The sequence below is a fragment of the Actinophytocola oryzae genome (genome assembly GCF_004364325.1).
GTDB lineage: Bacteria > Actinomycetota > Actinomycetes > Mycobacteriales > Pseudonocardiaceae > Actinophytocola > Actinophytocola oryzae.
Map to the genome: position 1 here is coordinate 149,213 of NZ_SOCP01000009.1, position 14,003 is coordinate 163,215.

Annotated in this window: 12 protein-coding genes; all 12 read right to left on the reverse strand. The window is 70.1% G+C overall.

What is annotated here, in order from left to right; all coding sequences use genetic code 11:
• Positions 1 to 32: 32 nt before the first annotated feature.
• Positions 33 to 737 carry a transglutaminase-like domain-containing protein gene (locus tag CLV71_RS24375; RefSeq protein WP_243866681.1) on the reverse strand — a complete coding sequence of 235 codons (705 nt, stop codon included), beginning with the start codon at positions 735 to 737 and terminating at the stop codon, positions 33 to 35.
• Between the two features lie 17 nt (positions 738 to 754).
• Positions 755 to 1,906: an acyl-CoA dehydrogenase family protein gene (locus tag CLV71_RS24380; protein ID WP_133905175.1), complete on the reverse strand. Its 1,152-nt coding sequence runs from the start codon at positions 1,904 to 1,906 to the stop codon at positions 755 to 757.
• Positions 1,907 to 1,926: 20 nt separating this feature from the next.
• Positions 1,927 to 2,301 carry an ectoine synthase gene (locus tag CLV71_RS24385; RefSeq protein WP_133905176.1) on the reverse strand — a complete coding sequence of 125 codons (375 nt, stop codon included), beginning with the start codon at positions 2,299 to 2,301 and terminating at the stop codon, positions 1,927 to 1,929.
• Between the two features lie 44 nt (positions 2,302 to 2,345).
• Positions 2,346 to 2,591 (reverse strand): acyl carrier protein, encoded by a 246-nt coding sequence (locus CLV71_RS24390; protein ID WP_133905177.1) that lies wholly within the window; start codon positions 2,589 to 2,591, stop codon positions 2,346 to 2,348.
• 4 nt (positions 2,592 to 2,595) lie between these two features.
• Positions 2,596 to 4,026: an AMP-binding protein gene (locus tag CLV71_RS24395; RefSeq protein ID WP_133905178.1), complete on the reverse strand. Its 1,431-nt coding sequence runs from the start codon at positions 4,024 to 4,026 to the stop codon at positions 2,596 to 2,598.
• Complete coding sequence (locus CLV71_RS24400) at positions 4,023 to 4,889, reverse strand: hypothetical protein (protein ID WP_166664240.1); 867 nt, start codon at positions 4,887 to 4,889, stop codon at positions 4,023 to 4,025. Before CLV71_RS24400 ends, CLV71_RS24395 begins: the two co-directional genes overlap by 4 nt.
• Before the next feature lie 275 nt (positions 4,890 to 5,164).
• Complete coding sequence (locus CLV71_RS24405; RefSeq protein ID WP_133905180.1) at positions 5,165 to 8,161, reverse strand: AfsR/SARP family transcriptional regulator; 2,997 nt, start codon at positions 8,159 to 8,161, stop codon at positions 5,165 to 5,167.
• A gap of 195 nt (positions 8,162 to 8,356) precedes the next feature.
• Positions 8,357 to 9,247 (reverse strand): effector-associated domain 2-containing protein, encoded by an 891-nt coding sequence (locus CLV71_RS24410; RefSeq protein WP_133905181.1) that lies wholly within the window; start codon positions 9,245 to 9,247, stop codon positions 8,357 to 8,359.
• 198 nt (positions 9,248 to 9,445) lie between these two features.
• Positions 9,446 to 10,735: a LuxR C-terminal-related transcriptional regulator gene (locus CLV71_RS24415; RefSeq protein WP_133905182.1), complete on the reverse strand. Its 1,290-nt coding sequence runs from the start codon at positions 10,733 to 10,735 to the stop codon at positions 9,446 to 9,448.
• A gap of 124 nt (positions 10,736 to 10,859) precedes the next feature.
• Positions 10,860 to 11,690: a carbohydrate ABC transporter permease gene (locus CLV71_RS24420; RefSeq protein WP_133905183.1), complete on the reverse strand. Its 831-nt coding sequence runs from the start codon at positions 11,688 to 11,690 to the stop codon at positions 10,860 to 10,862.
• Positions 11,683 to 12,630, reverse strand: a complete 948-nt coding sequence (locus CLV71_RS24425) for a carbohydrate ABC transporter permease (RefSeq protein ID WP_243866682.1) — start codon at positions 12,628 to 12,630, stop codon at positions 11,683 to 11,685. The genes CLV71_RS24420 and CLV71_RS24425 overlap by 8 nt, the downstream gene beginning before the upstream one ends.
• The gene (locus CLV71_RS24430) at positions 12,627 to 14,000 is read right to left on the reverse strand and encodes a Gfo/Idh/MocA family protein (protein ID WP_133905184.1); all 1,374 of its coding nucleotides are present in this window, start codon (positions 13,998 to 14,000) and stop codon (positions 12,627 to 12,629) included. The genes CLV71_RS24425 and CLV71_RS24430 overlap by 4 nt, the downstream gene beginning before the upstream one ends.
• Positions 14,001 to 14,003: the final 3 nt, after the last annotated feature.

The following is a 14,003-nucleotide window of genomic DNA, read 5'->3' on the forward strand; positions in this document are numbered from 1 at the left end:
TTCAGGCCGCCGGAACGCTCCGCAGGCCCCGCTCACTTGGCACCGCCGGTGGCGAGCAGGGCACGCTGGTCGGCGGACTCGTCGACGAGCGAGCCGGTCGCGGTCTTCGTGTTGCCGGCGAACAGCTTCGGGTGGTGGGTCTGGAAACCGCCGATGACGAGGTCGTAGGGGAAGTCGTCGAACTCGCCGTGCCAGCGGACGAACTCCATGTGCTCGCGGCCCTTCTCGTCGTACGGGTGGTAGACCGCGTCCGAGGTGCCGTCGAAGTCGAGCGGCTTGATCTTGTACAGCCTGCACAGCGTCTTGGTGAACACCGGCGTCGCCTTGAGCCACTTCCCGTCCAGGTACACCTGGGTGAGGCTGTGGAACCGGAACAGGTCGCCGCCGACCAGCTCGCGCAGCCGGGGCGAGGCGAGGTGGTTGCGGACGTCGCCGTAGGTGACCCGACTCGGGATGCCGACCGCACGCAGCGTCGCCGCGTACACGAGCGCCTTGTGGATGCAGAAGCCGAAGCCGCGCTCGATGATCGAGCTGGCCTTCATGCCGTCGTGGGAGAGGTCGTTGCCGTACACCTCGTACCGCAGCCCATCACGCACCGCGTAGTACAGCTTCACCGCGTCCTGCACCGGGTCGCCGCCCGAGCCGTCGAGGGTCTTGGCGACGAACGCGCGGACGGTGTCGGACTCGTAGTCCATGAACGGTGTCGGTCGTAGTAGTTCCTGCAGGTTCTCGGACACGTTGATGTCCCTTTCGGTCAGCTCGTCGGCAGCTTGAGCATCGCGGCGATGCGGCTGCGCTGGATGTCGGACGTGCCCGAGTAGATGGTGCCGCCGACCGCGTTCCTGACGTCCTTCTCGAGGCCGTATTCGGCCATGTAGCCGTTGCCGCCGAACACGTTCACGGCGGCGATCGAGGTGGACAGGTTGGCCTCGCTCGCGACCAGCTTCGCGATCGCGAGGTCGGTGGTGATCGTCTCACCGCGCTGGAGCTTCTCCGCGGTGTCGTACAACCACTTCCGCGCCGACTCGGTCGCGATCTTCATGTCCACGATCCGGTTCTGCACGGACTGGTTCGCGCCGATCGGCCGCCCGAACTGGTGCCGTTCGTTGGCGTACTCGACACAGCGCTCCACCCGGTGCTGCATCTCGCCGGTGTTGATGACGAAGGAGAGGAGGATCTCCCACTTCATCACGTGGTCGAGGATCAGGAACCCCATGCCGCGCCTGCCGATCACGTTGCCGTCCGGCACGAAGCAGTCGTCGAGGTAGATTTCGGCCATCGGCGAGGTCTTCAGCCCCATCTTCGCGATCGGCTGCCCGACCGAGAACCCGAGCGAGGACGTGTCGACGAGGAACGTGGTGATGCCGAGCGGTCCGCCCGCGGGGTCGGTGCGGGCGTAGACGACGACCACGTCCGCGATGGGTGCGTTGGAGATGAACGTCTTGCTGCCGGAGAGGACCCAGCCACCGTCGACCTTCTTCGCGGTGGTCCGCATCGCCAGGGCGTCGGAGCCGCTGCCCGGCTCGCTGATCGCGTGGGCGCCGATCAGCGAGCCGTCGCAGACGGCCGGTAGGTACCGGTCCTTCAGCTCCCTGGAACCGAAGCGCGCGAGCGGCACCCCGGTACTGACGATGTGGGTCGTCGTGGAGAAGAGCAGGCCGCCGTCACGGCAGCCCTGACCGAGTCCCTCCAGCACGAACATGGTCGTGACCAGGTCCTGCCCGAGCCCGCCCCACTCCTCCCCGAACGGGAGGCCCAGAATGCCCGAGCCACGCAGCGTCTTCCACGCGTCGTGGGAGAACTCGGCCCGGGCGTCACGCTCGATGTGGCCCTCGTTGATCGTCTCGCAGAAGGGCGCGAGTCCGTCACGCAGCTCCCGCTGCTCCTCGGTGCAGGTGAACACCATGGTCGGAGACCTCGTTCCGTTCAGTAGGCCGACGAGACGGCGGCGTCGAGCGAATGCACCTCGTCGCCGCGAAGCGCCGGGGTGAACATGCAGATCAGCCGCAGGTCGGTGTGCGGCGCCGCGACGAGGTAGTGGGCGTCGTGCTGGTCGAGCGCGTACATCGTGCCCGGCGTGATCGGGTGGGAGTTGCCGTCCATGTCGACGACCTCGCCCTCGCCCTCGACGCAGTAGCACGCCTCGAGGTGGTTGCGGTACTCCAGCCGCGACTTGGTGCCCGCGTTCACGGTGGTGTCGGTCAGCGTGTACCCCATGCCGTCCGACGCGGTCAGGAACCGTCGCGACAGACCGTTGCCCCACTCGACCGTCTTGACCTCGGAGATGCTGCGGATAATCATCTCGGTACTCCTTTATCCTGTGGTGATCCCTTGTGTGGCGGGTGTTACGACTTCGCCGACGCGACCATCGCGTCGATGTTCTCGACCGTCCGGAAGTTGTCCGGGGACAGGTCGAGGTCCTCGACGGACACCTCGAACTCGGCCGCGATCCAGTCCACGACCCGCAGCAGCGCCAGGCTGTCGATGACGCCGTTCTTCAGCAGGTCGTAGTCGGACTCGAGCTCGCTCTCGTGGACGTCCGGAAGGAACTCCGTGACGATGTACCTGGTGATCGTCTGCGCGTTGGACATTCCGTTACCTCTTCTGGGAGTTGGCGACGAGGGTCTGTCGGTCGACCTTGCCGGTCGAGGTTCTCGGCAGTGGCTCCGATCCGATGTGGAGGGTCGAGGGGATCGCGGCGGGAGGCAGCCGCTCGGACAGGTACCTGCGCAGCGCCAGGCTGTTGAGCCTGCTGCCGTCGCGGCGGCGCACCACCACGTGCAGCCGCTTGCCCGCGTGTTCGTCGGGCACCGCCACCGCGGCCGCCTCGATCACGTCCTCCGCGGCGAGCAGCACCTCCTCCACGTGCTGCAGGTACACCTGCTGGCCGCGGACCTTCACCCGGAAGTCGGCCCGGCCCTCGAGGAAGTACTCGCCGTTCTCGTCGCGGCGGACGAGGTCGCCGCTGCGGAAGTACTGGTTTCCGTCGGCCCGCACGGGATGCGGTCCGAACGCGCCCGTCGCCGAGTCGTGGTAGCCGGCCGACTGGAACGGGGTCCGCACGACCAGCTCGCCGACACCGGGACCCGTGAGGATCTCGTTGTCCGCCACCAGGTCCGCGTGCACGCCGGGGAGCGGTTCGCCGAGGGGGAGCGCGCTGCGGCGCTCGTCTCCCACGCGGACCTCGTGGCGGAAGCTGTCGTTGGTCTCGGTGCAGCCGTAGATGTTGTGCAGGCGGGCGGCGGGGAACAGCGCGTGGAGCCTGCCGAGCCGCTCGGGGCTCGTCGCGTCGCCGGTGAAGATCACGTGTGCGACCGACGGCAGCGTGTGCGTGCCGCCGGCCGCTTCCGTGAGGAGCTGGTAGAACAGCGGCACCGCCTGCACGACATGGGGGCGCGTCGTCTCGACGAGTGCGAGCAGCGCGTCGCAGTCGGCCGCGATCTCGGGGTTGACCAGCACGACGCAGCCGCCGTGGCGCAGTGTCGCCCAGATCTCGAACAGGCACAGGTCGAAGTTCAGCGGCGCGTAGTTGAGCACGCGGCGGCCAGGGCCGACGTCGAACACGTCGTGCGTCCACCGCGCGAACCGCTCGACGCTGTCCGAGTCGATCGGCACCAGCTTGGGCACCCCGGTCGAGCCGGACGTCGTGAGCATGAACGCGGTGTCCACTGTGGACGGCGCGGTGTCGCCGGTGGTGAACCGTGCCAGGTCGGCCTCGTCGACCACGGCGCGGGCGCCCGCCCGCTCGAACAGCGCCGTCAGGGTCTCGGCGGGCAGGGTGGGGGAGGGCAGCACGACCGTGCGGCCCGCCGCGAGGCAGCCGAGCACGAACGTGACCGCCTGCGCCGACTTCCTGGCCCGCACCCCGACCGGGCCGGCAGGCAGCGAGGCGAGCCCGGCCGCGGCGGCACGCATGCCCGCGGCCAGCTCGCCGTAGGTGACCACGGTCTCCCGCCAGATGAGCGCCGGAGCGTCCGGACTGGTGCCCGCGTGGCGGTCGACCGCGCCCGCGATGGTGTTCGTCATGGCCACATGCCTCCTTGGTAGCCGTCCGTTCCGGGGAGCGCGCCCGCAGGCACGCCGAGTCCGTTGCGCAGTGCTGCCTGGTAGAGCTGGTGGGTGAGCCACAGCCCGCCCGCGTCGGTGCCGAGCAGGTCGACGAACAGCACGCCGTCGAGCGCGTCGCGGCCCGGGTGGGTGCCCGCGAGCACCTGCCCGAGGTCGGCGGTCCCCGGCGCGCTGCCGGGTAACAGCCGCCGGTCGTCGACGAAGACCTGGTCGACCCGCGCGTCCAGCGGGACCTCGTGCCCGGTGGCGTTGACGATCACCGCGCCCTGCGGCAGCTGCCAGCTCGCCCTGGGCTGTGGGCCGGCGAGCACCACGAGGTTGGCGCCGAACACCGCGTCGGCCCCGCACTTCGCGACCGTGAGCCCGATGCCCGCGCCGTCGAGCCACTCGACGAGGGACGAGGGCACCCGGCTCCTGCCGTCCGGCGCGTGCACCGCGACGTGGCTGACGCCCGGGACGTGCGTGGCGAGCGCGAGGATCTGCAGCCGCGCGGCGAGTCCCGAGCCGAGAACGCTGACGGTGACCACCTGCGGGCCGACGAACATCCTCGCCGCCGCCGCGGTGAGCGCCGCCCCGCGCACGGCCCGAAGCCCCGTCGTGGGGACGAGCATCCCTCCGCCGCTGTGCTCGCCGTAGAGCAGGGTGAGGTCGTCCCCGATGTTCCCGTGCAGGCGCCAGCCGCCGATGGCCCGTCGGCTGAGCGCCGCGTCGTTGTCGGCGACCTCCTGCCAGAGCAGCTCGTCGACGACGGCGCGCGGCGCGTCGGCCCCGGTGAGTGCCTCGGGCAGCTCGTGGGCGCGCAGTCGTAACACGGTGCTCATCTCGGGTTCCTCGGGTTCGTGGGTGCCATCGACGGGACCAACGGTCGCGCGCCGCGCTTCTGATCGGCTTCTCAACGGGTTCTGGAACCCGGCAGCGGAAAGGGAAGCGGGCGGGAAGCCGTCGAGAAGGACCGCGGTGTGCACTTGTCCCATGCACACACAGGACGACACCCACTGGCGCTAGCCGCGGCCCACCGCGCCGGCCTACCGCACTGAAGGACGCCTTCGTAACGCCCAGCGTTACGAAGGCGTCCTTCAGTGCGTCCAGGCGCCCGTCAGGCTGCCCTGTGGTCCGAACCGCGCCTGCCGGGCTCGTTCGGCACCGCGACCGTGCCGGCCGCGGACGAGTCCGCCCGGCCGTCGCGGGCCTGCGCCAGCAGAGCCGTCGCCCCGGCCTCCCAGGCCGACGACCTCAGGTCCGCGAACAGGCCCCGCGCGGCCTCCAGGTGGTCGATCGCGGCCGCGAAGTCCGTGCGCAGCAGGGCGATCTCGCCGAGGACGTGGTTCGCCTTCGCCTCGACGACGCGTTCCCGCACCCGGGTCGCGAGGTCCAGCGCGTGTGCCAGCGTCGTCATCGCGTTGTCCACGCGGCCTTCCCGGTGGCGCAGGACGCCGAGTGCGTACAGGGCGTGTGTCTCGCCGATCTTGTCGCTGGCGTCCCGGACGATCCGCAGCACGGTGTGCAGCGACTCCCTGGCCCGGTCGAATTCGCCCGAGGTCAGGTACAGCTCGGCCAGCGTGTGCACGGCCTGGGCCTCCGCCCGCCTGCAGCCCTCCGCGCGGCAGATCGACAGGGCGTCGGTCAGCAGGACCCGTGCCCGCCCCAGGTCGTCGTTGTCCAGCCAGTACCTGGCCTGGTTGCGCAGGATGTGGGCCTCGCCGATCCGGTCGCCCACCGCGCGCATCGTCGCCAGCGCGATGTCGTACTTCGTCAGCATGCGGTCGTGCCTGCCGCAGAGGCCGTCGATGTGGGCGGCGTTGCGCAGTGCCAGCGCGCCGCCGTGCTCGTTGCCCGCCTCGGCGAACGCGTCCACGGCGTCGGCGAAGCACTGGTCGGCCTCGGCGAGGCGGGACTGGAACATGCACCACGTCCCCATCGAGTACCGCATCGCGCCGACGCCGTTGTGGTCGCCTGCCAGCACCGACGCCTCGTGGGCCAGCTCGGTGACGGACTTCCAGTCGTCGAAGTAGCCCTTCACCTCGAACAGCGTGACGCAGGTCAGCGCGAGGTCCCAGCACTGCGCCACGAACCCCGTCCGCGCGGCCTGCCGCACCGCCGCCACCAGAGCGGCGCGTTCGGAGTCCCACCAGCCCAGTGCCGCGCCCGCGCCGATGTAGGACGACGGCGACGCGTCCGGCGGCTGCCACCTCGGCGCGGTGCTGTGGACGACCGTGTAGTCGCCGCCGTACTCCTCGCGGTGCGCGGCGTCGACGAGCGACAGCCAGCCGCCCAGCACCCGGCGCAGTGCCGCCTCGCTCTCGTACGGTGTGATCGAGTCGGCCAGCAGCTCTTTGGCGTACACGCGGACGAGGTCGTGCAGCCGGTAGCGCAGGTGCCGCGCCTCCGGGTACTCGACGGCGTCGAGCAGGCGGGCGTCGACGAGGCTCTCCAGCACGTCCTCCGCGTCGCCGAGGGTCGCGTCGAGCAGGGCGGCCGCGGTCCACGCGTGCAGCTCCGGTGTTTCCACCAGCGCCAGCAGCCGGAAGAGCCTGCGTGCCTCGGGGCTCAGGTTCTCGAAGGTCAGCGCGATGCTCGACCGGAGGGTCCAGCTCCGGTGCGACAGCTCGTCGAGCCTGCGGCCCTCGTCGCGCAGGCGGTGGACGAGCCCGCCGATCCGCCAGTTCGGCCGCGACGCCAGCCGTGCGCCGCCGATGCGCAACGCGAGCGGCAGCCCCTCGCACAGCCGCACCAGCTCCTGCGCGTCGTCGACCTCCGCACGTACGCGCCGGTCGCCGACGATCCGGTTCAGCAGCGCGAGAGCCGTCTGCGTGTCGAGTGGGTCGAGGTCGACGTGGTACGCGCCGGGCAGGCTGCCGAGCCGGACCCGGCTGGTCATGATCACCGCGCAGCCGGGAGAGCCGGGGAGCAGCGGCAGCGCCTGGTCCTCGGTGCCCACGTCGTCCAGCACCACGAGCACGCGCTTGCCGGACAGCGTGCTGCGGTAGAGGGCCGCCCGCTCGTCGAGTGTCTCGGGCACCGCGCGGCCCGCGATGCCCAGCGCGCGCAGGAACCGTGCCACCTGGCCGGGTGGGCTGGTGTCCCGCAGGTCCGCGTACAGCTGGCCGTCGGGGAAGTGCTCGGCCAGCTCGTGTGCGACGCGGACCGCGAGGCTCGACTTGCCGACCCCGCCGCGCCCGGAGATCGCGACGACCGGCATGCCGTAGCCGCGTGCCCGCTCGGTCAGGAGGGCCACGATGTCGTCGACCTCGGCCTGCCGCCCGGTGAAGTCGGCGACGCTCGCGGGCATCTGCTTCGGCACGGTGACGACGACGGGCTCGGGTGCCGGCTCGGCGGGCGGGCTGTCGAGGTTCAGTGCCGGGTCGCGGTTGAGGATGGCCAGTTCCAGCTCGCGCAGTGCCTGCCCCGGCTCGACGCCGATCTCCTCGATCAGCACGTCGCGGGCGTGCCGGTAGGCGTTGAGCGCCTCGGCGGAGCGGCCGGACCGGTACAGCGCGATCATGAGCAGCTCGTGGAGCCGTTCCCGCAGCGGGTGGTCGTTGACCAGGGCGTGCAGCTCCGAGACCAGCTGCTGGTGCTGGCCGAGCGCGAGGTCGAGCCGGACGCGCTCCTCGATGGCGGTGAGGCGCTGTTCGTCCAGTGCGGTCGCGCCTCGGCGGACGACCTCGCTGTCCACCCCGTCGAGGGCGGGCCCGCGCCACAGGGCGAGCGCGGTGCGCAGGGCGTCGACCGCGTCGGCGGTCCTGCCGGTGTCGGCCGCCTCCGTGGCGGTGGTCACCAGCCGGGCGAACGCCAGGGTGTCGACGTCGTCGGCGTGCAGCTCGAGCCGGTAGCCGGGCGGGACGGTCCTGATCGCGTCGGCGTGCCCGGCCTCGGCGAGCTGTTTGCGCAGCCCGGAGATGCAGACCTGGATCTGTCCCCGTGCGGTCTCCGGTGGTTCTTCACCCCACACGGCCGCGATCAGCCCGTCCATGGAGGTGACCCGTTCGACGTTGAGCCCCAGCGTCGCGAGCACCGTCCGCTGCCTCGGCCCGCCGATGTCCATCGACCGGCCGCCGGCCACGAGCTCGATCGGACCGAGAAGCCGTAGCACCAGTGCCACCCCAGTCCCCGATATTCGTAGCGATCTTCCCCAGAGCTGAGGGTCGGATGACCCCTCTGGATCATCACCCGTGTCGCGCGTCGCGGAAACCCTTGGGACACAGTGTCTCGCGGGATGCGAGAGCGGGGTTACCCCTCGATGGGCAGCGAAGTTCCTCAAGGCGAACGGGTTTCACTTCGGCGCGGACTAGGTGAGCAGGTTCAGCAGGCCCCGCATGGGGAGCGAGTCCGGCGGCTCCAGGTTCGAGATCGTGGTGACCAGCTCCACGAGGCCGTTCTCCACCGCCGTGCACGTGCGGAGCATGCTCGTCAGGTGCGCCCGTCTCGTCGGGGCGTAGCGGATCATCCCGGCGTAGGAGAGCTGGTCGAACACGAGCTGGCGCAGGTGTTCGTCGCGCATGCACGGGATCTGCTCCAGCGCGTCGACCACCTGGAAGAACACCGGGGAGGTGCGGGGGAGCACCACGAGCGGGTCGCCGTCCTCGGTAGGCACCACCTGCGCGGGCCGGTCGTCGCCCGGCAGCCTGATCCAGCCGGTGCCGCTGGTCTCCTTGACGTTGACCTCGATCCTCCGGTAGGCCTCCGGCGCGCAGTCGGGGTGGTGGTAGACGACGTCCTGGTAGAACCAGTCGGACGTGATCACCGCGAGCGTGCTCGGGGAGTCGGCGTGCGCCTCCTTCAGCGGTTCGGCGGCCAGCAGGCGGTGCACGTGGATGATCGCGGGGCCCGTGACGCCACGGCGGTCGTAGGTCACCTCACCCGCGTGCAGGCCGACGCGGAACGCCAGCTGTTCCTTCGCCTCGTGGGTCTCGTTGTGGGCGTGCACGGTCTCGGTGAGTGCGTGGATGACCGAGCTGGCGACGACCTTCTTGGCCACCGACGGCGGGACGAGCACGAGCATGCCGTCGCCGACCGTCTCGTGGTAACAGTCCGACCAGCACACTCCCGCGCGTTCGAACGACGCCCGCACGCAGTCGTACATGCCTTCCCGAATGGCCACGAAGTTCGCTCTCGTGCGATTCATCCCGCCGAATCCGCGCATGTCGACGGCGAAGATCGTCCGATGCACGTCGTTCATGAGTCTGTCGTCGGGCACGCCTGTCGGGGCGTTACCGGCGCCGGGATCGTGGCTCATCGTGTTCTTCCCGTGGTCGCGGAACCTGTTCGGGCGCGGTGATGGTACTGGTGACAGGACCTTCACCATCGCCCGCGTTCCCACCACGGTCACTGTTAGTGGGAAATTTCGCACGAACGGGTTACGAATACCGGGGAATTGTCACGATTGTGGTGCGAATCCACCCCACGAGCCGAGCACCGGCTCCCGCAGCTCCAGCAGACCCAGCGCGTGCGCGGCGACCAGCGCGCCGGATCGGTTGCGGGCACCCAACTTCCGGTACAGCCGCGACTGCGTGTTCTCCACGGTCTTCGCCGCGATGCCCAGCGCACGGGCGGTCTGGCGGACCGTGTGCCCGTCGGCGATGAGCCGCAGGATGTCCAGCTCGCGTGAGGTCAGCTCCGGCAGCCCGGGGTCGGGCGATGGCGCGCGTATCGCCTCCAGCACGCCGCGGACCGCCTCCGCCTCGATCGTCACGTAGCCGTGGACGGCGAGCGTGCACGCCGACACCAGGTCGGCGGGTACGCGGTCGGCGGTCATCACCGCGTGGACACCGCGCAGCAACGCGGTGAGGATCTCCGCGCGGGACGGCTGCCCGCTGTGGACCAGCACCACCGGCACACCCTCCTCCGGCCAGTCCGACGGGGCCGGGTCGACCAGGACGACGAGCGCCCCGGCCAGCGTCACACCGCTGCTGACGGCGAGACCGCCCGCCAGCAGCGCGGTGGTCGTGCGCTGCATCGCCGCGCCAGGGGTGCCGCGCACGACCACGGGCAGCATGTCGCCCGGCACGTCGTCCCGCACGTCTGCTCGCCACGGGTCCGAGGACAGCAGCCTGCCTGCCGGGCGGGCGACGATGCCCAGCGCCGTCGCCCGTGCCATCGCCTGCCCCTGGCTGCCGACCTCGAGCTTGCGGTAGATCCGCCGTTTCGTGTTGGCCACCGACGAGGTGCTCGCCTCGAGCAGCTGGGCGATCTGGTGGACCGTGTGCCCCGCGCCGACCAGCGTGATGATCTGCCGCTCCAGCTCGGTGAAGCCGTCGCCCGCCGCGGGCCGGACGGGGCCGTCGCGCTCGCCGTCGAGGTAGCGGCGCAGCACCACCAGCAGTGCGTCGAGGCCGTGCGAGCAGGGGAGCAGCGTGTCGACGCCGACCCGGCACAGCTCCCCGAGGTCGGCGCAGGACAGGCTTTCGTACACCACGACGACGGTGGTGAGCGCCGCGCAGTCACGCAGCTCGTCGGTGCCGCTGTGGCCGGACCCGACGTCCACGAGCGCGACGTCGGGTTGTCGCAGCCTGCACAGCGACACCAGGTCGTCGAGCCTGCCGACGTGCCCGACGACCGCGTACTCCGGCTGTGCACGCAGCCACGCGGTCAGTGCGTCGCGGAACATCCGGCGTTCCGACCGGATGACCACGCGGAGGTTGTTCTGCTGTCCTGGCGCCGTTGCCACGAGGACCTCCGCCTTCTGGGAGCGCTCCCAAGACCGTATCGGCCCGGCGGGGGTCCGTGTTACACGATGTGGCCCTGTTGTCCCGGACTGTCCGGATCGACCCGCGGTGGGTCGATCAGCGACGCTATTTCAGACCGGTGGTCGCGATTCCGCGCATGAGGTACTTCTGGCCGAACAGGAAGATCACGAAGATGGGGATCAGGGAGACGACGGAGTCGGCGAACAACGCCCCCCACGAGCTGTCGGCGGTCGAGTCGACGAAGGTGCGCAGCGCGACCGGCACGGTGTACATGTCCGGGTCGGTGAGGAAGATCAGCTGGCTGAAGAAGTCGTTCCAGGTCCAGATGAACGTGAAGATGGCCGTGGTGGCCAGCGCGGGCATCGACAGTGGCAGCATGATCCGGAAGAAGATCCGGCCGTGCCCGGCGCCGTCGATGTTGGCCGCCTCGGTCAGCTCCCTGGGGATGCCGCGGAAGAACTGCACCATCAGGAAGATGAAGAACGCGTCGGTGGCCAGCATCTTCGGCACGACCAGCGGCAGGTAGGTGTTGATCCAGTCCAGCTGCGCGAACAGCACGTACTGGGGCACGATCACCACGTGGATCGGCAGCATGATCGACATCAGCATGATCGCGAACCAGATCCGCCTGCCGCGGAAGTTCAGGCGTGCGAACGCGTAGGCGGCGAACGAGCACGACACGAGGTTGCCGAGCACCGCGCCGCCCACCACCGCGAACGAGTTCAGCAGGTAGTGCGTGAACGGGTGCGCGAGTGCGTTCCAGCCGATCGTGTAGTTCGACAGGTCCAGCTCGCCGGGGATCAGCGACGGGTCGCGGAAGATCAACGCGTTCGGCTTCACCGAGCTCGCGATCATCCAGAGCAGCGGGTACAGCATCAGGAACCCGGTGAGCACCAGGACCACGTGTTTCGCCAGGCGGCGCAGGGGTTCAGTCATCGTAGAAGACCCAGAACCTCGACAGCAGGAAGTTGACCGCCGTCAGTGCGCCGACGATCAGGAGCAGCAGCCACGCCATGGCCGAGGCGTAACCCATGTTCAGGTTCGCGAAGCCCTCCTTGTACAGGTAGAGCGTGTAGAACAGCGTCGAGTCGACCGGGCCGCCGGTGCCCCCGCTGACGACGAACGCCTGCGTGAACGACTGGAACGCGTAGATGACCTGGAGCACCAGGTTGAAGAAGATGATCGGCGTGAGCAGCGGGAGCGTGATGCTGCGGAACTGGCGCAGCCTCCCCGCGCCGTCGATCGACGCCGCCTCGTAGTAGGTGACGGGGATCTGCCGCAGCCCCGCCAGGAAGATGATCATCGGCGACCCGAAGGTCCACACGTTGAGCACGATCAGCGTGCCGAGCGCGAAGCGCGGGTCGGCGATCCAGCCCGCGCCCTGGATGTCGAACCAGGACAGGACCTGGTTGATCAGGCCGTCGTTGCCGAAGATCCGCCGCCACAGGATGGCGACCGCGACGCTCCCGCCGAGCAGCGACGGCAGGTAGAAGACCGACCGGTAGACCGCGAGCCCACGCAGCCCCCGGTCGAGGAACAGCGCCAGCCCGAGCGCGAACGCGAGCTGGACGGGCACCGACACGAAGACGTAGACGAACGTGACCCGCAACGCCGTGTGCAGGCGCTGGTCGGTGAACATCTCGACGTAGTTGTCGACACCGATCCACGTCGGTGGCTCGAGCAGGCTGAAGTCGGTGAACGACAGGTAGAGCGAGGCCACCATAGGGCCGACGGTGATGAGGAACAACCCGGCGAACCACGGCGCCAGGAACAGCATGGCGGCCCTGTTGTCACCCGCCTCGGCGGGCTTGGGCTTGGTCCGGACCTTCGGTGGCTCCTTCGGCCTCGCCTTGGCCAGCTCCTGGATGGCGATCACGACGTCTCCCACGCGGGCTGCGCGGCGGTGCCGGTCAGTCCGGGCAGGCCCAGCTCCTCGATCTGGACCGGGCGGCCGGTCGTCATCGACGTGTTGACCGCGAGCCCGACGGCCACCGAGGCGAGGCCGTCGCGGTAGCCGGCCTGCCTGCCGAGGCGGTCGGCCGCGGTCACGCCGCGGAACACGTCCGAGAGGAGCAGTGCGTCGCCACCGCCGTGGCCGCCCTCGTTCTCCGCGATGCGGACCTTCCGAGCCGTCTCCCAGTGGCGTTGCACGAGCAGGCGGGTGCCGCCCCGCCTGCCGTCCTCGCCGCTGTCGACGACCGAGCTGGCGTCGAGGATGATGCGGCCGTCCGGGCCGGGCAGGACCGCCGCCCGCTCCACGACCTCCAGCTCCGCGCGGCCCTCGGTGCCGTTGACGGTGACCCGGTAGCCCTCCCACGGGCTGTGGGCGTTGAGCGAGTACGTCAGCACCGCGCCCCTGCCGTAGCCGACCATCACCGACAGGTTGTCCTCGATCGTGATGCCCGGCGAGAACACGTCGCGGTCCCGCAGGTAGCCGTCGTGCTTCTCCGCCTCCCAGTACAGCGACCGCAGCACCGGGTCCACCCGCAGGTCGAGTGCGAACGGGTCGATGCTGGGCGGGTCGACCGTGCCGCGCGACGGCCGGTCGCCGAGGCCGCGGGCACGGGCGTTCGCGTCGCCGTAGAACCGCAGCCCGCCCTTCGCGAACACCCACTCGGGCACGTCCGCGAGCCACCAGTTCATGAGGTCGAAGTGGTGTGACGCCTTGTGCACCGCCAGCCCCGCCGACCGCTTCTTGTCCCGGTGCCAGCGGCGGAAGTAGTCCGCGCCGTGCATGGTGTCCAGCACCCACTCGAAGTGCACGGACGTGACCTCGCCGATCTCGCCCGCCGCCAGCACCTCCTTCAGCGCGGCGTTGCGGGGCGAGTAGCGGTAGTTGAACGTCAGCACGAGCGACCGGCCGGAGTCCTCGATCGCCGACACGATCGTGCGGCAGCCGTCGAGCGAGGTGGTCAGCGGCTTCTCCAGCACCACGTCCGCGCCCGCCCGCAGCGCGCGGCTCGCCATCTCCGCGTGTGTCCAGTCAGGACTCGTCACCACGACCGCGTCGAGCCGCTGCTCGGCGATCATCCGTTCGAGGTCGTCCGGCGCGTACCGGACCGGCGGCGGACCCGGGCGGCGCTCCGTGACCAGCCGGTCCGCGTGGTCCATCCGCGCCGGGTTGGGCTCGCACCACGCGACCAGCTCGGCCACGTCGGTGAAGTCCCCCGCGAGGGCCCTGACGAACATCTGCGCGCGGGCACCCGTGCCCACCACCCCGTACCGACGAACCGAACTGTCAGTCATTCC